This is a genomic window from Cellulomonas sp. P5_C6, assembly GCF_054049635.1.
Map to the genome: position 1 here is coordinate 1 of NZ_JBFULZ010000058.1, position 21,427 is coordinate 21,427.

Here is a 21,427-nt window from a genome sequence, read left to right on the forward strand (position 1 = left end):
GTGCACTCCCACACCTGGTACGCCAACCTGGGCGGCCACCTGGCCGGCCTGCTGCACGGCCTGCCCCACGTGGTCAGCGCGCACAGCCTCGAGCCGCTGCGGCCGTGGAAGGCCGAGCAGCTGGGCGGCGGCTACGCCCTGTCGAGCTGGGCGGAGAAGACCGCGTACGAGGGTGCGGCGGCCGTGATCGCGGTGAGCGGGGGCATGCGCGACGACATCCTGCGCGCGTACCCCAAGGTCGACCCGGCGCTGGTCAAGGTGGTGCACAACGGCATCGACCTGGACCAGTGGCAGCGACCGACCGACGACGAGGCGGTCGCCCGGGCCGACGCGACCGTGCGTGCGCTGGGCATCGACCCGTCCCGGCCCGCCGTGGTGTTCGTCGGCCGGATCACCCGGCAGAAGGGCCTGCCGTACTTCCTGCGCGCCGCCGAGCTGCTGCCGCCGGACGTCCAGGTGGTGCTCTGCGCCGGCGCGCCCGACACCCCGGCGATCATGGCCGAGGTCACGGGCCTGGTCGACCAGCTGCGGACCAAGCGGTCGGGCGTGGTGTGGATCGAGCAGATGCTGCCCCGCGACGAGCTCATCGCCGTCCTCATGCACGGCACCGTGTTCGCGTGCCCGTCGATCTACGAGCCCCTGGGCATCGTCAACCTCGAGGCGATGGCCGTGGGGCTGCCGGTCGTCGGGACGGCCACGGGCGGCATCCCCGAGGTCATCGACGACGGCGTGACGGGTCGGCTGGTGCCGATCGACCAGCTGCAGGACGGCACGGGGACCCCGGTGGACCCGGACCGGTTCGTCGCGGACCTGGCGGCGGCCTTCACGGACGTGCTCGCCAACACCGCCCGGACCGCGGAGTGGGGGATCGCGTCGCGCCGGCGGGTCGAGGACCACTTCACGTGGGAGGCGATCGCCGAGCGGACGCTCGAGGTGTACAGGGGGGCGTTGGCCTGACTGGCCCAGGGGCGTTGGCCTGACGGGGGCTCCGGCCTACGGGCTGAGCTGGGACGACGCCGCCGCCATCGCCCGACGGGCCATGCGGTCGACCTCGCGCAGCGCCGTGGAGCGCTGGTCGGCCTGCCACAGGTTCACCGCCGCGCCGTCGTCCTGGGTGGCCAGCGCGACGATGGCGCGCAGCCGTGCGGCGCTGGCCAGCACGCGGACCCGGCGGCCGTCGAGCCCGTCCGGCAGCCGCCAGGCGGGTAGCTCGAGCTCGCGCAGCGCGGCGACCGTCTCGGCCGCGTCGGGCCGCCAGCGGGCGACGTCGAGCTTCACCAGCGCCTCCGTCGCCTGCAGCAGCCCCTGGCGCAGCTCACGCTCGGCGTCCTGGAGCGTCCCGGTCCGGGCGTGTGCCGCGTGCCGCCAGTCGGGGACGTCCGAGACCTCCCACGTGACCAGGTGCCCGGGCTCGAGGTCGGAGCCGAAGCGCTCGACGACGGGCACGGCCACGAGGCACGCGGTCGGGGTGCGGACGAGCACGGCCTCGCCGGCCTCCGTCGCGGCCGAGCTCACCGCCGCGGGCGTCGGCCCCGGGTCGCCCGGCACGGGCAGGACGGCCGCCACGTCGCGCGGTGAACCCGCGCACGCGTCCAGCAGCGTGCCCAGCGGCTCGTCGGTGATGTCGTCGCGCAGGGGGTCGTCCGCGGCCGGCCGGCGCTGGACCGTGTGCGGCTCGTCGTCGGACTGCACGGCGTCGACGAGCACGGAGCGATCGGCCTTGTCGTCCGACAGCCACAGGGCGAGCAGCACGGAGCGGGGGAGCTCCAGGATGAGGTCCACCGGACAACCGTAGATCGTGACCCAATGCACGGCCGAGCGGCCCGTCGCAGCCCGCCCACGTGCGGCTCGACGGTTAGGGTCGTGCCCATGACCGACGTGCTCGACCTGCAGGCCGTGACGATCCGCCGGGGAACGACGACGATCCTCGACGAGGTGACGTGGACGGTCCGCGAGGGTGAGCGGTGGGTGGTGCTCGGCCGCAACGGCGCCGGCAAGACCACGCTGCTCCAGGTGGCCTCGGGACGCATGCACCCGAGCAGCGGGACCGCGGACCTGCTGGGCTCGCGGATGGGCCGGGTCGACGTCTTCGAGCTGCGCCCCCGCATCGGCCTGTCGAGCGCGTCGCTGGCGGACCGGATCCCGGCGGGTGAGCGGGTGAAGGACGTCGTGCTCACCGCCGCGTACGGCGTGACGGGCCGCTGGCGCGAGGAGTACGAGTCGCTGGACGAGTCGCGCGCCACGGACCTGCTCGCCGCCTTCGGGGTGGCGCACCTGTCCGACCGGTACTTCGGGACCCTGTCCGAGGGCGAGCGCAAGCGCGTGCAGATCGCCCGCTCATTGATGACCGACCCCGAGCTGCTGCTGCTCGACGAGCCGGCCGCCGGGCTGGACCTCGGCGGCCGCGAGGAGCTCGTCGCGGCGCTGGCGGAGCTGGCGGCCGACCGCCGCTCGCCGGTGCTGGTGCTGGTCACGCACCACGTCGAGGAGATCCCGCCCGGCTTCACGCACATCCTGCTGCTGCGCGAGGGCAAGGCGTTCGCGCAGGGGCCGATCGACCAGGTGCTCACGCCGGAGACGCTCTCGGRCGCCTTCGACCTGCCGCTGGTCGTCGACAGGATCGGCGGCCGTTGGGCCGCTCGGGCGGACTCGTCACAGGGTTGAGGTTGCGCCAACCCTTCGCAAAGAAACAGCCTAGTATCGATGGGGACGCGGGATCCATCGACGGACTCCGCCCCGACCGAGGGAGTGGGCCCCGATGGGTTGGCTGTGGTGGATCGGTGCGGCGCTCGTGCTGGGCATCCTCGAGATGCTCTCGCTCGACCTGGTGCTCATCATGTTCGCCGGCGGAGCCTTGGCGGGAGCCGCCGCCTACGGGCTCGGCGCCCCGGTCGGCGTCCAGATCATCGTGGCGGCCTTGACCTCGGTGGTCCTGCTGGCCACGCTGCGGCCCTTCCTGCTCAAGCGCCTGCGTGAGCGCACCCCGCTGATCGAGACGAACTCGGCCGCGCTCGTCGGACAGGAGGCGGTCGTCGTCTCCACCGTCACCGTCGAGGGGGGCCGCGTGAAGCTCAACGGCGAGGTGTGGAGCGCGCGCGTCGACGTCGCGCAGGCGATCCCGCCGGGCACCGAGGTGCGCGTCTCGCGCATCGACGGCGCGACCGCGGTCGTCGCGCCCGTCGCGGGCCTCTGACGCAGACCCCATCGACGTTCGACCCGCGGGCAGCGAGTCCGCGCCAATTCAGGAGGCTTGATGTTCTTGGACAACGTTGGCTCGGGCACGATCGCCGCCTACATCGTCGGCGCTCTGATCCTGCTGTTCGTCATCACCGCCCTGGTGCGGGCGGTGCGGATCGTGCCGCAGGCGACCGCGGTGGTCGTCGAGCGGCTCGGGCGGTACTCACGGACGCTGGACGCCGGCCTGCACCTGCTCATCCCGTTCGTCGACCGGGTGCGCGCGAGCGTCGACCTGCGCGAGCAGGTGGTGTCCTTCCCGCCGCAGCCCGTGATCACGTCCGACAACCTCGTGGTCAGCATCGACACCGTCATCTACTTCCAGGTGACCGAGCCGAAGTCGGCGGTCTACGAGATCGCCAACTACATCCAGGGCATCGAGCAGCTCACGGTCACGACCCTGCGCAACGTCGTCGGCTCGATGGACCTCGAGCAGACGCTGACCAGCCGCGACCAGATCAACGGCCAGCTGCGCGGCGTGCTCGACGAGGCGACCGGCAAGTGGGGCGTGCGCGTCAACCGCGTCGAGCTCAAGTCGATCGACCCGCCCGAGAGCATCAAGGGTTCGATGGAGCAGCAGATGCGCGCGGAGCGTGACCGTCGCGCCACGATCCTCACGGCCGAGGGCATCAAGCAGTCGCAGATCCTCACGGCCGAGGGGCAGAAGCAGGCAGCGATCCTCACGGCCGAGGGCAACGCCCAGGCCGCGATCCTCAACGCCGAGGGCGAGGCACGCGCCATCCTGCAGGTGTTCGACGCCGTGCACCGCGGCGACGCCGACCCCAAGCTGCTGGCCTACCAGTACCTGCAGATGCTGCCGAAGATCGCGGCGACCCCGTCGAACAAGATGTGGTTCCTGCCGTCCGAGCTGACCAGCGCGCTGGGGGTGTTCGCCAAGGGCTTCGGCGGCGCGTTCACGCCCGACGACAGCGGGCGCCCCGCCGGTACCTCGCCGCTCGGCGACGACCTGCCGCCGACGACGCTCACGGACCCGGCGGTGGCGCTGGCCGAGGCGCGGCGCGAGTCGGCGGCGGCGACGGCTGACGCGACCAGCTCGGGGACGCTGAGCGGGCGCCCGTTCGACCCGGGCGTCGAGCTGGGCCAGCGGCCCGGCAGGGGAGCGGTGCCGCCACGCGCGGCGCAGCCGCCCGAGCCGCCTCAGGACGCCCCCGGGGCGTGACGGGAAGGGGCCGGGTCGTTCGTCGACCCGGCCCTCACTCGTTCGTGGGGGGGCGTTCGCTCACAGCGAACATGGGTCGAGAACTTCCGGAGTGAGTGCTCACTCAGTTACCCTCGCCGGATGGAGATGGTCACCGGTGCCGTACGCGCGGGTCGGGCCGCGCCGTTGCCGCCCGACGAGCGCCGCGCCGCGATCCTGCTGGCCGTGCGACCCGTGCTGCTGGCCCGTGGTGCCGCGGTCACGTCGCGCGAGCTCGCCGAGGCCGCCGGAGTGGCGGAGGGGACGCTCTTCCGGGTGTTCACCGACAAGGTGACGCTCATCCGCGAGGCCGTGCTCGCCGCGGTCGACCCGGCGGACTCGATCCCGGAGATCGCGGCGATCGACCGGACGCTCCCGCTGCGCGACAAGCTGCTCCTCCTGATGACCCAGGCGCAGGCCCACGTGGGCGACGCGATGCGCTGGATGGGCCTGCTGCACGAGGTCGGGCGGCTGGAGCCCGCCGGGCCGACCCCGGAGAACCGCGAGGCCGCGATCCGGCAGTGGGGACTGCGGCAGCAGGCGGGGACCGCCGCGGTGACGGCGGTGGTCGCGGAGCTCCTGGAGCCCGACATCGGCGCGCTGCGCCTTCCCGTCGCCGACGTCATCGACCTGTTTAACACCGTGCTGATCGGAGCGACGATGCGTACCGTCGACGCCGCTCGCCGGGGGCTCGACACCGGACCGCCGGACCCGGAGAAGCTGGTCGACCTCATCCTCCACGGCGTCCTCGCCCCCACCCCGACCGACAGGAGCTCATGATGCTGATCAAGCTGCTCAGGGAGCATCTCAAGCCGTACCAGGGTGCGGTGGTCGCGGTGGTCGTGCTGCAGCTGGTGCAGACGATGGCCACCCTGTACCTGCCCAGCCTCAACGCCCGGATCATCGACGACGGTGTGGTGAAGGGGGACACGACCGAGATCCTGCGCCTCGGCGGCATCATGCTCGCCGTGAGCTTCGTCCAGGTGATCGCCGCGATCATCGCCGTCTACTACGGCTCCCGGACCGCCATGGCGTTCGGGCGTGACGTGCGCGAGCGGCTGTTCGGTCAGGTGCAGACGTTCTCGGCGCAGGAGGTGGCCAAGTTCGGGGCGCCGACGCTCATCACGCGCACGACGAACGACGTCCAGCAGGTGCAGATGGTCACGATGATGACCTTCACGATGATGATCATGGCGCCGATCATGCTGGTCGGCGGCGTGATCATGGCGATGCGCGAGGACGTGGTCCTGTCCGGCATCCTGCTGGTCTCCGTGCCGGTGCTCGGCCTGATCATCGGCCTGATCATCTCGCGGATGGTCCCGTACTTCCGGTCGATGCAGAAGCGGATCGACGGGATCAACCGGGTGCTGCGCGAGCAGATCGCCGGCGTGCGCGTGGTCCGCGCCTTCGTCCGCGAGCGCCGCGAGTCGCAGCGGTTCGACGGCGCGAACGCGGACCTCTACGACACGTCGCTGCGCGTCGGCAAGCTCATGGCGCTGATGTTCCCGTCGGTCATGGTCGTGCTCAACGTCACGAGCGTCGCGGTGCTCTGGTTCGGCGCGTACCGCGTGGACTCGGGCGCCATGCAGATCGGCCAGCTCACGGCGTTCCTGTCGTACATCGCCTACATCCTGATCGCGGTCATGATGTCGACGATGATGTTCGTGATGGTCCCGCGTGCCGTCGTCTCGTCGGAGCGCATCGGTGAGGTGCTCACGACCGACACGTCCGTCGTCCCGTCGCAGCACCCCGTCGGGCTCACGGGCAACCGGCCCGGCCTGCTGGAGCTGCGGGGTGTCGAGTTCCGGTACCCGGGCGCCGAGCGCTCGGTGCTGCACGGCGTCGACCTGGTCGCGGAGCCCGGCAGGACCACCGCGATCATCGGCTCCACCGGTTCGGGCAAGACGACCCTGGTGAACCTGATCCCGCGGCTGTTCGACGTGACCGGCGGCTCGGTGCTGCTCGACGGCGTCGACGTGCGCGACCTCGACCCGGACCAGCTGTGGACGCAGATCGGCCTGGTCCCGCAGAAGCCGTACCTGTTCGCCGGGACGGTGCGGTCGAACCTGGAGTACGGCAAGCCCGGGGCGTCCGACGAGGAGCTGTGGCACGCGCTCGAGGTCGCGCAGGCCCGCCCGTTCGTCGAGGCGCTGGCCGAGGGGCTCGACGCCCCGATCTCGCAGGGCGGCACCAACGTGTCCGGTGGGCAGCGACAACGGCTCGCCATCGCGCGCGCGCTCGTGCGCAAGCCGTCCGTGTTCCTGTTCGACGACTCGTTCTCCGCGCTCGACTACGCCACGGACGCGGCGCTGCGCGCGGCGCTCGTGCCCGAGACGCGGGACGCGACCGTGCTGGTCGTCGCGCAACGGGTGGCCACCATCCGGCACGCGGACTCGATCGTCGTGATGGAGGACGGCCTGGTGGTCGGTGTGGGCACCCACAGCGAGCTGCTGGAGTCGTCGGAGACCTACCGGGAGATCGTGTACTCGCAGGTCAGCGTGGAGGAGGCGGCATGAGCACCGACGAGCGCCAGGCACCCGCACAGCGGATGCCCCCGCAGCGCCGCGGCCCCGGGGGCGGCGGTCCCATGATGAACATGGGCATGCCCGGGGAGAAGTCGATGAACTTCCGCGGGTCCGCCCGGCGGTTCCTGGGCGAGATGCGCGGCGAGCGCTGGCCCATGGTGGCGATCATCGCGATGGGCACGGCATCGGTGGTCCTGGCGGTCATCGGACCCAAGCTGCTGGGCAACGCGACGAACGTCATCTTCGCCGGCGTGATCGGCAAGCAGCTCCCGGCCGGGAGCACCAACGCCCAGGCGGTCGACGCCCTGCGGGCCGCGGGTCAGACGTCACAGGCCAACATCGTCGAGTCGTCGGGCGCGGTGCCCGGAGTCGGGATCGACTTCACGCACCTGCGCAACATCCTGCTGGTCGTCCTCGCGATCTACCTGGGCTCGTTCCTGTTCGGGTGGCTGCAGGGCCGCATGACGGCCGTCGTCGTGCAGCGCGTGGTCTACCAGATGCGTCAGCGGGTCGAGGCGAAGCTGTCCCGGCTGCCCCTGAAGTACCACGACGGCCAGCCGCGCGGCGAGCTGCTCAGCCGCGTCACCAACGACATCGACAACGTCGCCCAGACGCTGCAGCAGACGCTCTCGCAGCTGATCACCTCGGTGCTGACGGTCGTCGGCGTGCTCGTGATGATGTTCGTGATCTCGCCCCTGCTCGCGGTGATCGCGCTGGTCACCGTGCCGCTGTCCATCTGGATCGCGGGGGCGATCGCCAAGCGCTCCCGCCCGCAGTTCATGAAGCAGTGGGCCGTGACCGGCCAGCTCAACGCCCACATCGAGGAGATGTACACGGGCCACTCGCTGGTCACCGTCTTCGGTCGCCAGAAGGAGTCGGCGCAGACGTTCGCGGAGCGCAACCAGAGCCTCTACGAGTCGAGCTTCAAGGCGCAGTTCATCTCGGGGATCATCCAGCCGGCGCTCGGGTTCGTGGCCAACCTGAACTACGTGATCGTCGCGGTCGTGGGTGGCCTGCAGGTGGCGTCGGGCACCCTGACGCTCGGCAGCGTGCAGGCGTTCATCCAGTACAGCCGCCAGTTCACCCAGCCGATCACCCAGATCGCGTCCATGGCGAACCTGCTGCAGTCGGGCGTCGCCTCGGCCGAGCGGGTGTTCGAGCTGCTCGACGCCGAGGAGCAGGAGCCCGACCCGGTCGAGCCCGTGCAGCCGGTCCAGCCGCTCCAGGGCCGTGTCGCGTTCGAGAACGTGGCGTTCAGCTACTCGCCGGAGAAGCCGCTGATCCGGGACCTGTCCCTGGTGGCCGAGCCGGGTCAGACGATCGCGATCGTCGGACCGACCGGCGCCGGCAAGACGACCTTGGTCAACCTCCTGATGCGCTTCTACGAGGTCGACGACGGCCGGATCACGCTGGACGGCGTCGACGTGCGGGACATGACCCGCGACGCGCTGCGCTCGCAGATGGGCATGGTGCTGCAGGACACGTGGCTCTTCGGCGGCACGCTCGCGGAGAACATCGCGTACGGCGTCGAGCACGCGACGCAGGACGAGATCGTCGAGGCCGCGGTGGCGACCCACGTCGACCGCTTCGTGCGCACGCTGCCCGACGGGTACGAGACCAAGGTCGACGACGAGGGTGCGAACGTCTCGGCGGGGGAGAAGCAGCTGCTCACCATCGCCCGCGCATTCCTGGCCGACCCGGCGATCCTCATCCTCGACGAGGCCACGTCGTCCGTGGACACCCGCACCGAGGTGCTGGTCCAGCAGGCGATGAACGCGCTGCGGCACGGACGGACGTCGTTCGTCATTGCGCACCGGCTGTCCACCATCCGCGACGCCGACACCATCCTGGTGATGGAGGCCGGCGCGATCGTGGAGCAGGGCTCGCACGACGAGCTCCTCGCGGCCGGCGGCGCGTACGCGCGGCTCTACGCGAGCCAGTTCGCGGCTGCGGTGGCGCCCGTGGACTGAGTTGCCCTGTCATCACGCCCTCTTATGCGCGTAATGTCCGCAATGTCTGATTGCGCAGGCAGTGCCAACGGGGGTGCGCGTGGAGAAGCCGAAGCCCAAGCCTGACGTTCTCGAGCTACGTGTCCATGGTGTCGGCAACACCCCGCCGCAGGGAATGCTCGGTGTGGACGCAGACAAGGTTTCGCGTACGCAGGGCGATGACCTCGCCAGCTTCTGGGAGACCAAGGACCAGCACGCGGCCGAGGAGCGCGGTGAACTGTCCGATTCGGACGGGACACCGCGCCGACACATCGAGGCGTATTCGTGGGGTTCCCTCGCGCGTGCGGGCTCACTTCCTGGGCTCGGCCTCGTTGCAGGCTTCGGGCAGGCGGTGATCCGGGCCGGCTGGACCTTCCTGATCCCGCTCGGCATCGCCAACGCGGCGTACTGGGCCCGGAAGCTGCCCGAGGACGTTCACGTCGGACCGGGACCCGACCCCAGCCCGGGCAAGGCACCCGCTCCCTACGGCGCGGCCGCAGTTCGCCTCTTCTGCTTGCTGCTGTCGCTCTTGATCGTGGCCACATTCACCGTCGCCTCAGTGGACGTCGTGGGCACCCAATGCTTCGGCGAGCGAGTGCCCGCCACCGACCCAAAGCACCCGACCGATCCGCACACCGTCTCGCGATCGGTGTGTTCGCATCTGCCGTCGGTAGTCCGTTCGATGGCCGGCTCGAGTGACGGGGTTCGAATCGCGACATTCGCCCTTGTGCCGGTCTCCGTGCTCCTGCTCCTGATGGTCATCGCGTGGAGCGGCCGGGTCCGGTTCGACCAGCGGGTTTCTCTGACCCGCGCTGTTCGGGGCGGGACGAGCGCGGTGCCGCGCTGGCGCGGAGTACCCGTGATGGCGCGGACGGGCTTCTGGCGCACGGCGACGAACAGTGGCAAGGATGCGTCCCTCCACGCAGCCGCTGGCTTTGCACTGGTCACAGGCATCCTCGTGTACCAACGAGTGCAAGGGGACCCGCTGTCGGACGGGCTGGCGCTCGCCTGGACGCTGGGTGGGATCGCTGCAGCGGTACTCCTGGTCGGAGTCGCGCTCCGGGTGGCGGCAAAGAGCTCCGGCGCCCCCGATGTCGACGATGGACCTGGGCGTGCGCCGGTCGCCGGCGGTGAGTCCCCCCTGAACGCAAAGGTGGACACGGCCGCCTCGGTGCGTGCACGTGCGTGGGTCGTCGTCAGTTCCGTGGTGAGGCGATCCGTGTTGCCGCACGGCCTGCTGTTGTGGGGCTCGGTCGTCCTGTTGGGGGCGGTGCTCATCGGTGTCGGGCTTTCTGGCAACTATCTCGCCCATCCCGGATCGCCCTCACTCGCGCCGGTGTCTCTCGCCTCCGATGCGATCGTCACGATGATCGTCGGACTTCTCGTGCTCCTCTGTGTCGTAGGCATTGGCTTGCGGCGCGCGGTTGGCGGCGTTGTCTGGATGGCACTCGTCAGCGTCATCGTCGTTGCGGGGGTTGCCGCCGCGATATTCAGGCTGAACAGACAGAACTGGCCGGCCGGCATTTTCGCCGGTGTCGCGATCGGTGCCGCCGCCATCTTGGTGTTCACCGTGCTCACGGTCGACAAGGACGCGTCTGACCGAAGGAACTCCGGCTGGGCGGGGAAGGCCCCCGCTGTCTTCATGACGCTCGCGGCCGGGCTCGCACTGGTTCTGAGCAGTCTCGTGGGCGTGGGGCTCCCGGCGCTGCTCGACGCCCCGGCGAAGTCAGACTGCACGACGCAATGCTCCGCCCCGAGCACGCCGCCGGCAGCAATTGCCACGCCTCGCGGTGACGAGGTCTCGCTCATCGGGACCCATCATGTGCTGGTCGTACCAACCATCTTCACTGCCTTCGGTTGGGCGACCCTCGCGGTCCTCGCCGGACTCGTCGTCATCGCGATCGCAGTTGTGTGGAGAGGGATGACGGCTGGTGACATCCCGGTGAGACCCCGCGGGACGTACTTGGGGGTTGGACTGCTCAGCGAGGCCGGCGCAGACATCGTGCTCAGCGCCAGGCGTGCGGCGGCGATGGCGCAGCGTGCCGAGATTGTCGTCGGCGCCCTCGCCGCCCTGCTCGGGGGCGCGCTCGTCTTCGCGTTCGGGACCTCACTCGTCGTGGCTGCGACGAAACCCTCATCGTCGAATGTGCTGAGCTGTCGTGCCGCCTGTGAAAACAACTCCCTCAGGGCTGTCGTTGCAGGGCTCCTCCTTGCGGTGCTGGCCGGGGTTGCCAGCAACGTCGTGGGGGGCACTCACAAGGCGGCCAATCGACCATGGGGATTTCTCTGGGATCTGCAGTGCTTCCTTCCTCGGGCGGCTCATCCGTTCGGTCCGCCTTGCTATTCCGAACGAGTCGTTCCTGAACTACGGCGACGAATCGACGACTGGCTCGAGAGCGAGCGCGCCGATGACAAGCCGCGACGCGCGCGCGAGCAGGATGAGAACAAGCGGGTGGTGATCTCGGCTCACAGCATGGGTGTCGTGCTGGCGATCTCGACGCTGTTTGCGAGATGGGACGGCGCGCAGACCGACGAGGACGGGAACGTGACCTGGCCGTGGGCCGATTCGCGAATCTCGCTGCTGACCTATGGCACCCAACTCAGGCCATACTTCGGTCGATTCTTTCCAGAGCTACTCGGCCCCAGGGTCATCGGGAACCGACCGAGCCTGCGACCGAGAATGTGGAGTCCCGACCCGTGGAGCATGGACCCAGACGCAAAGTCGTCGCCGTCCGACGAGACTGCTGGCGACCAGTACACGCTGCTTGAGTCACTCGGGGGGCGATCGAAGCCGCGTTGGATCAGCCTGTGGCGTCGTACGGACTTCGCGGGCTTCCCTATCGATGCGTACACGATTGGTCCGCCGCGGCTCGGCGAAGAAGGGCCGGATGCCGACAAGGAGTCCATCCCTGGTCGGAGTCCGACCGTGCCGATCGACCGGATGGCCGACGAGTACGACGAGCAGACCTACATGTTCGTCGCGGCGCGCCACTCCGGATACCCGCAGTCCGCGGCATACGAACGGGCTATTCGAGATCTCACCCGAGGCGACTGACCCCGGGCGCTCGACCCGTACGCTCGGCGTCATGCCGACCCTGCCCGACGCCGAGCGCACCGGGTTCCACCGCGACCGGATGACGATCGCGTTCTACAGCGGCTTCGCCGTGTGGGGCTGGCTCCTGTACAGCTTCAACCCGAGCGTGCCGCTCCTGGCCGACGAGCTCGGCATCTCCGACGCGCAGGCGGGGCTGCACGGGACGGCCATGGCCGCCGGCGGGATCATCGCCGCGTTCGTCGCCCCGCGGCTGGTCCGCGGCAGGGGCCGCCGCGCCGCGATCCTGCTCGCGTGCGTGCTGGTGTCCGTCGGCGCGTCGGGGCTCGTGGCCGCACCGGCGCTCGGCTGGAGCCTGCTGTCGATGGTCGTGCTCTCGCTCGGCGGGAACGTCCTGGTCAGCGCGGCGCAGGCAGGCCTCGCGATGCGGCACGGCAGCAAGGCCTCGGCCGCGCTCACCGAGGGGAACGGCGTCGGCTCCACGGTCGGGCTGGTCGGCCCGCTGGCTGTCGGCGTCTGCGTCGCGGTCGGGTGGGGGTGGCGGCCGGCGGTGCTGGTGACGGTCGCGCTCGCGCTGGTCACCGTGGTCCTCGTCTCCCGCATCCCCGTCGGCGGCGCCATGACTCCGGCGCGGGCCGCGGGCGATCCTCCGCCCGCCCCGCGACCCGTGCGGACGGGGAGCCGGGTACCCGCCTGGTGCTTCCTGGTCTGCCTGGTGGCCGGGATCTCGCTGGAGTTCGCGACGACCTACTGGTCGACCAGCCTGATCCTGCAGCAGACCGGCGCCGGGGCCGGAATCGCCGCCGCAGCGACCGCCGGGCTGGTGGCGGGCATGTCTGCCGTCCGGTTCGTCGTCGGGCCGCTCTCGCTGCGGGTCGCGCCGACCACGCTGCTGGCCGTCGCCTTCGTCGTGGCTATCGGCGGCTGGGCGATCCTGTGGACGGCGTCCACCCCGGCGATGGCGATGGTCGGCCTGGTGGTCGCCGGGTTCGGGTACGGCGCGCAGTACCCCTTGTCCGTCTCCCTGCTGCTGGCCACGGCCCCCGGCCGCGCCGACGCCACGCAGGCCCGGGCGACCCTCGTCGGCAGCCTGGCGGTCGGGGTGGCCCCGTTCGCGCTCGGAGCGCTCGCCGACTCCGTCGGCACCCACGACGCGTTCCTCGTCGTGCCCGTCGTGGCACTGGTCGGGGTGGCGGCCGCCGTGGTCGGGGGGCGGGCCACCCGCGGGACGATCGTGCCGGTGATCGAGCTCGAGCGCGGCGTGGCGGMGGATCGATAACGTTTTCGTCCGTGGCAGGCTGGCGCCCATGTCCACGTTGCAGCACCGGCGCGCCGATGCCGTCGTCACGGTCCTCGGCGCCGACGGCCGACCGCTCGCCGACACCGACGTGGTCGTCGGGCAGGAGCGGCACGCGTTCCTGTTCGGGAACATCGGGTTCGACTTCCTCGACGCCGACGGCGGTCCTGCGCCGCTGGCCGACCTCTGGTTCGACGTGTTCAACGCCGCGACCCTGCCGTTCTACTGGGGCACCTTCGAGCCCGTCCGTGGACAGCCCGACACCGCACGGCTGATGCGGGCGGCCCGCTGGTTCRCCGACCGCGGCGTTGTCGTCAAGGGTCATCCGCTCGCCTGGCACACCGTCGGCGCACCCTGGCTGCTGGACCTCACCACGGACGAGATCGCCGATGCCCAGGACGCGCGGATCCGCCGCGAGGTGGCGGACTTCGCCGGGGTGATCGACACCTGGGACGTGATCAACGAGGTCGTGATCATGCCGGTGTTCGACAAGGAGCCCAACGGCCTCACGCGGCTGGCGTGGGACCGGGGGCGCATCCCCACCGTCCGGCTGGCGTTCGACGCCGCGCGGCAGACCAACCCGTCGGCGACCCTGCTGCTCAACGACTTCGACATGTCGACCGCCTACGAGTGCCTCATCGAGGGCGTGCTGGAGGCGGGCATCCAGGTCGACGCGATCGGCCTGCAGAGCCACATGCATCAGGGGTACTGGGGCGAGGAGAAGACGCTCGCGATCCTCGACAGGTTCGCGCGGTTCGGCCTCCCGCTGCACCTCACCGAGACCACGCTGGTGTCCGGCGACCTCATGCCGGCGGACATCGAGGACCTCAACGACCACCAGGTCCCGTCGTGGCCCTCGACACCCGAGGGCGAGGCGCGGCAGGCCGACGAGATCGAGCGGCACTACCGGACCCTGCTGGGCCACCCCGCGGTCCAGGCGGCGACGTACTGGGGGATCGCCGACGAGGGTGCGTGGCTGGGCGCCCCGGCCGGTCTGGTCCGCGTCGACGGCACCCCGAAGCCCGCGTACGACGCCCTGCGGCGGCTGGTGAAGGACGAGTGGTGGCTGGCGCCGACGACCCTGCGGACCTCCTCGTCCGGGCGGGTGCCGGTCAGCGGGTTCCGCGGGGCGTACTCGGTGGAGGGCGTCCCGTTCGCGCTCGGGCAGGACCGGGAGGTCGTCGTCCGGCTGGAAGGATGAGCGCGTGCCCGTGCCCTCGCTCCAGCCCGTCACYGACCCCGCCGACGAACGGCTCGCCGACTACGTCTCGCTGACCGACGTCGCGCTGCGCTCGCGGCAGGAGCCGGCCAAGGGGCTCTACATCGCGGAGAGCTCCACGGTCCTGGGTCGGGCGCTCGCCGCCGGCCACCGACCGCGGTCCGTCCTGCTGTCGCCGCGCTGGCTCCCCGACCTCGAGCGGCTGCTGGCCGGCCTGCCCGCCGACGACGCCGTCGTCCCGGTCTACGTCGCCGAGGAGCCCGTGCTCGAGGCCATCACCGGGTTCCACGTCCACCGGGGGGCGCTGGCCGCGATGCACCGGCCGGCCCTCGCGCCGGTGTCGTCGCTGCTCGCGGGTGCCYGTCGGGTCGCGGTCCTCGAGGACATCGTCGACCACACGAACGTCGGAGCCGCCTTCCGGTCCGCCGCCGCGCTCGGGGTCGACGCCGTGCTGGTCACCCCGCGTTGCGCCGACCCGCTCTACCGGCGGTCGGTCCGCGTGTCGATGGGGACCGTGTTCCAGGTGCCGTGGACGCGCATCGACCCGTGGCCCGACGGGATCTCCGTCCTGCGCGAGGCCGGCTTCGTCACCGCCGCGCTGGCCCTGTCCGACGACTCGATCACGCTCGACCAGCTGGTCGCCGACCCACCGGAGCGGTTGGCGCTCGTGCTCGGGGCCGAGGGGCACGGGCTGAAGCCGGTCACCGTCGCCGAGTCCGACGTCGTGGTGCGGATCCCGATGGCCGGCGGGGTGGACTCGCTCAACGTCGCGGCGGCCGCCGCCGTGGCGTTCTGGGCGACCCGGGTTCCCTGACCGCGTCAGACCGGGTCCTCGCGGGGCAGCGTGTACCGCAGGAAGCCGGTGGTCCTCTCCCAGGTCTCCCCGCGCACCCGCGCCGTGATGATCGGGTCGCCGCCGTACCGGAACGTGACGCCCGGTCCGGGACCGAGGCTCGTGGAGGCGCCCCCGGGTGGGCCGGTGATCATGTGCCCGACGTGGTCGATCATGACGTCCGCCCACGGGTACGGGTGGTCCGCCCGGCGCAGGCGGTCGGCGGCGACGCGGTGGTAGGCGGCCGAGTCCCACATCTGGTCGTCGCCGCCGGCCACGAGCAGGACGCCGCCGCGGACCCGCTCGACCGGCATGCTCACGCGGTCGAGCGCGTCGGCGTCCGTCGGCAGCGCGGCGAAGCCGTCGCGCAGCGCGACCGGTTCGCCACGMTCGACGGTCTCGACCAGCTCGGCCGTGACCTCATAGGGCAGGAAGGGCAGCGGCTCTCCGTCGGCGGTCCACGCGGGACCTGACGTCCGAAGGATCGCGTCCAGCCGCCCGGCCCGGTAGTCGATGCCCTGCGTGACGACCCCGCTGCCGGCGACGCTGACCACCGAGCCGACGCGCCTGTCGCGGCTCCCGACGAGCAGTGCCGCCTCACCGCCGCGGGAGCCACCCAGCAGCCCGATCGAGCCGGCGGCGAAGCCCTCGGCCTCGAGCAGGTCGATCGCGCGGGTGACGTACTCCAGGGGCACGTCGACGAGGACGGGCGGGACCCCCGGCGTCCCGAAGTAGGCGAGGGCGAGCGCGGCGAAGCCCTCCTCCGCCAGGGCGACGGCGTCCCGCTCGTGCAGCCCGCCCTCGGACCCGCCGAGCACGACGACGGCCCGCTCGGCCCCCGCGGCGGGCCGGGCCAGCACGCCCACGATCCCGTGCGCGCGGCAGACGGCACGGTCCCGGATGACGCGGTGCGTGGTCCGGCTCATGCCGCGCGCTCAGCGGTGCTGGCCACGGTGGTCCCGTGGGAGGCGGCAGGTGCGTCCGGCGCGGGGGAGCCAGGCACCGCATGCCGCCTCGGGCTCCAGGTCGGTCCCGGTCACGGGGATGTCGACGGCCGACGGCGTCTCGGGGTCGGCCGTCGCGCCGGGTTCCGCGACGAGGTCCAGCAGCTCCGTGGCGACGTAGACCGTGCGGGTCCGGTCCGCCTTCCGGTCGGGCCGGAGCGCCCCCGCGGAGACCACGGAGTCGAGCGCGTTGCGGGCGGCGACCTCCGTGACCCCGTACCGGGCCGCGACCGACGACGCGTCGAGCACGGGATGGCCCGGCAGGTCGGCGATCAGGCGGTGCGCGACCCCGCGCCGGACCCGGCCCGTCGGCGACCGGTCGCGCAGGAACGCGTCCAGCGCGCCGGTCTGTCGGTGCTGCCAGTCCGTCACCTGGCGCGACAGCCGGACCGCGTCAGCTGCGGCGCCGGCGACCGCCTCCGCGATCACGGTGACGATCGCGATGCCCTGGTCGCCCTGCCGGAACGTGTCCAGCGCCGCGTAGTAGCGCTCGCGGTCCCGGAACAGCGCGGTGCTGACCGGCAGGGTGATCTGCGGTGCGAGACCGTAGCGGGCCAGGACGGTCCCGAGCAGCACGCGGCCCGCGCGGCCGTTGCCGTCGGCGAACGGGTGGATGGTCTCCAGCTGTGCGTGGGCGAGGGCCGCGGCGAGGACCGGGCCGTGCCGCCGGGACGCGAGGTAGGAGTCGAGGTCGTCGAGGAGCCCCGGCACGAGGTCGTGGGGCGGAGCGTTGTAGTGCGCCTCGAGCGGTGTCCGGCCGCCGATCCACACCGGCTCGGTGCGGACGCCCGCATGCCGGGGCGCGATCAGCCGCTGGAGCTCGACGACGTCCCACACCAGCGACACCGTGGGGTCGAGCGCGCGCTCCACGKACTGGCGTACGGCGTGCAGGTTGCGCGCAACGGTCACGGCGGACTCGCGACCGCGTGCGACGAAGTCGGCGACGGCGACGGCGCGAGGAGTGGGCTCGTAGCCCTCGATCAGTGACGACGCGGCGGCCTCGGAGCGGACCAGCAGGTCGCCGACCTGCCCGAGGCCCGCCGGCTCGACGAGCACGGCGGCTTCCCGGGTACGGCTCTCCGCCTCGTGCAGGAGCGCCCCGAGCGCGGCGTCGACGGCGATCTCGTGGTCGAGGAGCGAGTCCGGGACGAACGCCTGGTACGTGCCGGAGCGCGTGAAGCGGCGCGGCACGCCGTCGGTCGCGCGAGGCGCCCACTGCTGCGCGACGTAGCGACCCATGAGCACCTCCCCGGTAGCGTCGTAAAGTTGCCTCGCGTGCTACTGGAGGAAAGTTTATCGGCCCGCGTCAGCCCAGCGCGAGCCCGTCGATGACCTCGACCCCCGGCGCCCGCGCCAGCAGCGCGCCGGGCAGCGCGATCTTCGACCGTCGCACCCCGCTGCCGATGATGACGGTCGGTCCGGCGGGGTCGTCCGCCGCGACGCGCGCGTCGACCAGCACCCGGTAGCGGCCGGGCAGGCCGATCGGCGTGATCCCGCCGTACTCCATGCCCGACTCCTCGACCGCGCGGTCCATCGGCAGGAACGACGCCTTGCGCACGTCGAGCAGCCGCTTGACCGCGTTGTTGACGTCGGCGCGCGTGGTGGCGCGGACGACGGCCGCGGCGACGCGTTCGTCGCCCTCGCGCCGGCCGGCGACGAGCACGCAGTTGGCCGAAGCCGCGGGCGGCAGGGCGTACGCCTCGGTGAGCGCCGCCGTGTCGGCGAGGTCGGGGTCGATCTCCGTGACCAGCACGGCGTCGGCGACCGACGGGTCCTGCGCGGCCCACCGCTCGATGGCGACCCTGGTCGATGCGGCGAGCAGGTCGGGGCGGTCGAGCGCGCGCACCCAGGTCAGCGTGCCCAGGCTCACCGCTGGTAGGTCCCGACGAGGATCGCCCGCGCGAGCGTGTGGAAGACGACCGCGGTGTTCGCGGCGCCCGGCATCGTGTCCGGGCCGAACCCGAGGGACGGCACGTCGAGCGCGTGCACGACGAAGAAGTACCGGTGCACCTGGTCGCCGGGCGGGGGAGCGGCGCCGACGTAGCGGGCCTCGCCGTCGTCGCCGCGCAGCGCGAACGCCCCCGCGGGCAGGTCCGCGCCGGTGGCCAGCGACGTCGTGGTCGCCGGGACGTCGACCACGGTCCAGTGCCACCAGCCGGCGGGGCCGGGTGCGTCCGGGTCGAAGCAGCTGAGGAGGAACGACTGCGTGCGGGCCGGGAAGCCCTCCCAGGACAGCTGCGGCGAGACGTTGCGGCCGGCGTCGGTGTTCGTGTGGACGTCGGGGAGGCGCTCGCCGTGGCGGACGTCGTCGCTGGTCAGCGTGAAGTCGGGGACCGGCGGGAGCAACGAGTACGGGTCGGGGGCGACGGGACGGGTGAGGTTCACGGCCATGGCAACATCATTCCGCGGGGACGAGCGTCACGCGCGGGGTCGGCTCGGGCTCGCGCCGGCCGATGATCGCCCGCGCGGGCAGGAGGCGGTCGATGCCGACGAGGGCGAGGCCGAGGACGAAGAAGCCGATGCCGTAGATCAGCACGTTGAGCAGCAGGCCCCCGTAGCCCAGCTCCGAGACGTCGATGAACCCGTACGGGTAGGGGCTGCCGGGGCTCACGATGCCGCGGATCGTGGTGAACACGCAGTACGCCACCGGGTAGAGCAGCCACCAGGCGGCGTTCCGGATGCGCAGGCGACGGTGCGTGACCATCAGCAGGTAGTGCACGAACGCCGCGATGGGCGTCAGCCGGTGCACGAGCTGGTCGTGCGTGAGGCCGAGGGCGATGACCTCCTCGCCGGGAGGGGCGGGGTCGAGGATGACGTAGGAGACCAGCCCGGTGATGAGGATGAAGAGCGTCACCGCGCCGAACAGCCAGGGGGCCGGCTCGGTCCGCCGTGCGAGCACGGCGACGCCGCCCCAGAGCATGACGACGGCCAGCAGCAGGTTCGACTGGTTGGTGAAGTAGACGTAGTCCCCGATGTCGAACGTCACGCCCGTGCTCGGCGCCCAGAACAGGGCGACGAACGTGATCGCCGCCAGCGCGAGGCGGTAGATCCCGACGACGACTCCCATGACGTGCCTCCTGATCCGACGCCGGCCACGCTGCCGGGCGACGAGAACATAGCCGAGACCTGCGACGTCGCGCCCGCTGGCACGCCGACCCTCGGCCAGGTGGGCGACGGCGGATTGACACCGTCGGGGATGTCAGCGTGTACTGAGATACTTCGAACAGATGTTCGATGAAGGTCTCGAGAGCACCCTCTCATCGGCCGATCGAGGGGGCGGTGTAGACGTGGGCACAGCGGTGGAGACGGCGGCGGGGACGATGTCACGCGAGGACCGGGTCATGCTCGCACGGGCCGCCCTCGCGCGCGCCGAGCAGCGCACGGRTGCCCGCAGCATCCTCCCGCTGGGGGGCCTCGCGGCGGTGGAGCCGGAGCCGCACCGGGTCCCCGAGACTGTCGTCGCCCCGGCACCGGTCGCGCTGGTGCCGGACCTGCCCGACGGACCCCTGGAGCAGCCGAGCACCGGGATCATCACCAGCGAGCGCCCGCCGATGGCCGTCCCGCCGCCGCTGGCCCCGATCCTGCCCGAGGGCCTGCGCCGCGGTGGCACCACGGTGGTCACGAGGTCGACGTCCCTGGTGCTCGCCATGCTCGCGCACGCGTGCGCCGGCGGGGCGTGGGCCGCGGTCGTCGGTCAGCCGACCATCGGGCTGCTCGCGGCCGCCCAGGCGGGGGTGTCGCTCGACCGGCTGGCGGTGGTGCCGCGGCCCGGTCTCGAGGCGCCGACCGTGGTGGCGGCGCTGCTCGACGGGGTGGACGTCGTGGTCGTCGGCCYCGAGGTCGCCCTGACCGACGCGGACCGGCGCAAGCTGTCCGCGCGGGCCAGGGACCGCGGGTCCGTGCTGCTGTCGACCGCCGACTGGCCGGGCGCGGGCGTGGTGCTCACGGTCGAGTCGGGCCGCTGGACCGGGATCGACGCCGGCGAGGGGCGTCTGCGGACGCACGAGATCCGGCTGGTCCGCACGGGTCGGGGGAGCGCAGCCGTGCCGCGCACGCTCGAGCTGACCCTGCCCCTCGGCTCGACCGCACCCGTGGTGAGGGAGTCCGCGGCGGCCCCGACCACCGGCCTGAGGCTGGTCGGATGAGCACGCGCACGACCGTCCTGTGGGTCCCCGACTGGCCGGTGGTGGCCGCGGCGACGTCCGAGGGCGTGCCGCTGCACCAGCCCACCGCCGTGCACGACGGCCGGCAGCTCACCGCCGTGTCCGCCCTCGCGCGGGCCGAGGGCGTGCGCCGGGGGATGCGACGCCGGCAGGCGCAGGGGGTCTGCCCCGAGCTGGTGCTGCTGCCCGCGGACGACGCCCGCGACGTGCGGCTGTTCGAGCCGGTCGCCGCCGCGGCCGAGACGGTGGTGGCCGGCATCGAGGTGGTCCGCGCCGGGCTGCTGCTGCTGCCCGCGGGTGGCGCGAGCCGGTACCACGGCTCGGAGGAGGCCCTCGCGGAGAAGCTCATCGACGCCGTCGCGGCCGGGTCGGGGCACGAGTGCGCGGTCGGCACGGCGGACGGGCTGCTCGCGGCGGTGCTGGCCACCCGCACCGGCGCCGTGGTGCCGCCGGGGGCGTCGGCGGCGTACCTGGCCCCGCGCGGCATGGGCGAGCTGGTGCACGCGACGGTCACGGACGAGGCGGCCTCCGCGGTGGCCGAGCTGGTGGACCTGCTGCACCGGCTGGGCCTGCGGACGCTCGGGCAGCTCGCGGCGCTGCCGCCCACGGACGTGCACGCCCGGTTCGGGCGGCTCGGCGCGTGGGCGCAGATGCTCGCGCGCGGCGACGACGAGCGACCGCCCGCGCGTCGTCGGCCCGAGGCGGACCTCGAGGTGGGCACGGACCTCGACCCGCCGCTCGACCGGGTCGACTCGGCGACGTTCGCCGGGCGCCGGCTGGCCGAGGAGCTGCACGCCCTGCTGGTGCAGCACTCCGTCACGTGCGGACGCCTGCAGATCGCCGCACGCACCGACGAGGGCACCGACCTGGTGCGGACCTGGCGCACCGACCTGGGCGGGTGGGGCGGGCTGACGC

The 21,427-nt window shown here is 72.2% G+C and carries 19 protein-coding genes; 13 read left to right on the forward strand and 6 right to left on the reverse strand.

Annotated elements, in window-relative coordinates:
• Positions 1–957 (forward strand): glycogen synthase (gene glgA, locus ACXJKG_RS08935; protein WP_456845409.1); only part of this gene is annotated, 957 nt, incomplete at its 5' end.
• A 36-nt stretch (positions 958–993) separates the two neighbouring features.
• Here the strand turns inward: glgA and ACXJKG_RS08940 are convergent.
• Positions 994–1,782, reverse strand: a complete 789-nt coding sequence (locus tag ACXJKG_RS08940) for a hypothetical protein (protein WP_456845410.1) — start codon at positions 1,780–1,782, stop codon at positions 994–996.
• Between the two features lie 87 nt (positions 1,783–1,869).
• Here ACXJKG_RS08940 and ACXJKG_RS08945 point away from each other — a divergent pair, with 87 nt between their 5' ends.
• From ACXJKG_RS08945 to ACXJKG_RS08990, 10 genes are all read left to right on the forward strand, one after another.
• Positions 1,870–2,664 (forward strand): ABC transporter ATP-binding protein, encoded by a 795-nt coding sequence (locus ACXJKG_RS08945; RefSeq protein WP_456845411.1) that lies wholly within the window; start codon positions 1,870–1,872, stop codon positions 2,662–2,664.
• Between the two features lie 94 nt (positions 2,665–2,758).
• Positions 2,759–3,193: an NfeD family protein gene (locus ACXJKG_RS08950; protein ID WP_456845412.1), complete on the forward strand. Its 435-nt coding sequence runs from the start codon at positions 2,759–2,761 to the stop codon at positions 3,191–3,193.
• A 60-nt stretch (positions 3,194–3,253) separates the two neighbouring features.
• Complete coding sequence (locus ACXJKG_RS08955) at positions 3,254–4,414, forward strand: SPFH domain-containing protein (RefSeq protein WP_456845413.1); 1,161 nt, start codon at positions 3,254–3,256, stop codon at positions 4,412–4,414.
• Between the two features lie 120 nt (positions 4,415–4,534).
• The gene (locus tag ACXJKG_RS08960) at positions 4,535–5,212 is read left to right on the forward strand and encodes a helix-turn-helix domain-containing protein (RefSeq protein WP_456845414.1); all 678 of its coding nucleotides are present in this window, start codon (positions 4,535–4,537) and stop codon (positions 5,210–5,212) included.
• A complete protein-coding gene (locus ACXJKG_RS08965; RefSeq protein ID WP_456845415.1) occupies positions 5,212–6,948 on the forward strand; it encodes an ABC transporter ATP-binding protein in 1,737 nt (578 codons plus the stop codon). The genes ACXJKG_RS08960 and ACXJKG_RS08965 overlap by 1 nt, the downstream gene beginning before the upstream one ends.
• The gene (locus tag ACXJKG_RS08970) at positions 6,945–8,927 is read left to right on the forward strand and encodes an ABC transporter ATP-binding protein (RefSeq protein WP_456845416.1); all 1,983 of its coding nucleotides are present in this window, start codon (positions 6,945–6,947) and stop codon (positions 8,925–8,927) included. Before ACXJKG_RS08965 ends, ACXJKG_RS08970 begins: the two co-directional genes overlap by 4 nt.
• A 79-nt stretch (positions 8,928–9,006) precedes the next feature.
• Positions 9,007–12,000, forward strand: a complete 2,994-nt coding sequence (locus ACXJKG_RS08975) for a hypothetical protein (protein WP_456845417.1) — start codon at positions 9,007–9,009, stop codon at positions 11,998–12,000.
• Positions 12,001–12,031: 31 nt separating this feature from the next.
• Positions 12,032–13,276: an MFS transporter gene (locus tag ACXJKG_RS08980; protein WP_456845418.1), complete on the forward strand. Its 1,245-nt coding sequence runs from the start codon at positions 12,032–12,034 to the stop codon at positions 13,274–13,276.
• A gap of 28 nt (positions 13,277–13,304) precedes the next feature.
• Positions 13,305–14,495, forward strand: a complete 1,191-nt coding sequence (locus tag ACXJKG_RS08985) for an endo-1,4-beta-xylanase (protein ID WP_456845419.1) — start codon at positions 13,305–13,307, stop codon at positions 14,493–14,495.
• 4 nt (positions 14,496–14,499) lie between these two features.
• Positions 14,500–15,327 (forward strand): TrmH family RNA methyltransferase, encoded by an 828-nt coding sequence (locus tag ACXJKG_RS08990; RefSeq protein WP_456845420.1) that lies wholly within the window; start codon positions 14,500–14,502, stop codon positions 15,325–15,327.
• Positions 15,328–15,332: 5 nt separating this feature from the next.
• On the opposite strand, the gene ACXJKG_RS08995 is transcribed toward ACXJKG_RS08990, so the two are convergent.
• The 5 genes from ACXJKG_RS08995 to ACXJKG_RS09015 form a co-directional block, all read right to left on the reverse strand.
• Positions 15,333–16,271: an alpha/beta hydrolase gene (locus ACXJKG_RS08995; RefSeq protein ID WP_456845421.1), complete on the reverse strand. Its 939-nt coding sequence runs from the start codon at positions 16,269–16,271 to the stop codon at positions 15,333–15,335.
• Positions 16,272–16,280: 9 nt separating this feature from the next.
• Positions 16,281–17,588 carry a Fic family protein gene (locus ACXJKG_RS09000; protein ID WP_456845422.1) on the reverse strand — a complete coding sequence of 436 codons (1,308 nt, stop codon included), beginning with the start codon at positions 17,586–17,588 and terminating at the stop codon, positions 16,281–16,283.
• A 67-nt stretch (positions 17,589–17,655) separates the two neighbouring features.
• Complete coding sequence (locus tag ACXJKG_RS09005) at positions 17,656–18,219, reverse strand: YbaK/EbsC family protein (protein WP_456845423.1); 564 nt, start codon at positions 18,217–18,219, stop codon at positions 17,656–17,658.
• Positions 18,216–18,740: a YbhB/YbcL family Raf kinase inhibitor-like protein gene (locus tag ACXJKG_RS09010; RefSeq protein WP_456845424.1), complete on the reverse strand. Its 525-nt coding sequence runs from the start codon at positions 18,738–18,740 to the stop codon at positions 18,216–18,218. The genes ACXJKG_RS09005 and ACXJKG_RS09010 overlap by 4 nt, the downstream gene beginning before the upstream one ends.
• Positions 18,741–18,747: 7 nt before the next feature.
• On the reverse strand, positions 18,748–19,416 hold the full coding sequence (locus ACXJKG_RS09015; protein WP_456845425.1) for a Pr6Pr family membrane protein: 669 nt from the start codon (positions 19,414–19,416) through the stop codon (positions 18,748–18,750).
• Positions 19,417–19,636: 220 nt separating this feature from the next.
• On the opposite strand from ACXJKG_RS09015, the gene ACXJKG_RS09020 reads away from it, so the two are divergent.
• Positions 19,637–20,494, forward strand: a complete 858-nt coding sequence (locus tag ACXJKG_RS09020; protein WP_456845426.1) for a hypothetical protein — start codon at positions 19,637–19,639, stop codon at positions 20,492–20,494.
• Positions 20,491–21,427 (forward strand): DNA polymerase Y family protein (locus ACXJKG_RS09025; protein WP_456845427.1); only part of this gene is annotated, 937 nt, incomplete at its 3' end. The genes ACXJKG_RS09020 and ACXJKG_RS09025, both read left to right, overlap by 4 nt.

What these genes read in the sequence shown, in the direction of transcription:
- ACXJKG_RS08950 (WP_456845412.1), top strand. Translation starts at nt 2,759, where the DNA reads ATGGGTTGGCTGTGGTGGATCGGTGCGGCGCTCGTGCTGGGCATCCTC.
- ACXJKG_RS08955 (WP_456845413.1), top strand. Translation starts at nt 3,254, where the DNA reads ATGTTCTTGGACAACGTTGGCTCGGGCACGATCGCCGCCTACATCGTC.
- ACXJKG_RS08960 (WP_456845414.1), top strand. Translation starts at nt 4,535, where the DNA reads ATGGAGATGGTCACCGGTGCCGTACGCGCGGGTCGGGCCGCGCCGTTG.
- ACXJKG_RS08965 (WP_456845415.1), top strand. Translation starts at nt 5,212, where the DNA reads ATGCTGATCAAGCTGCTCAGGGAGCATCTCAAGCCGTACCAGGGTGCG.
- ACXJKG_RS08970 (WP_456845416.1), top strand. Translation starts at nt 6,945, where the DNA reads ATGAGCACCGACGAGCGCCAGGCACCCGCACAGCGGATGCCCCCGCAG.
- ACXJKG_RS09010 (WP_456845424.1), bottom strand. Translation starts at nt 18,740, where the DNA reads ATGGCCGTGAACCTCACCCGTCCCGTCGCCCCCGACCCGTACTCGTTG.
- ACXJKG_RS09015 (WP_456845425.1), bottom strand. Translation starts at nt 19,416, where the DNA reads ATGGGAGTCGTCGTCGGGATCTACCGCCTCGCGCTGGCGGCGATCACG.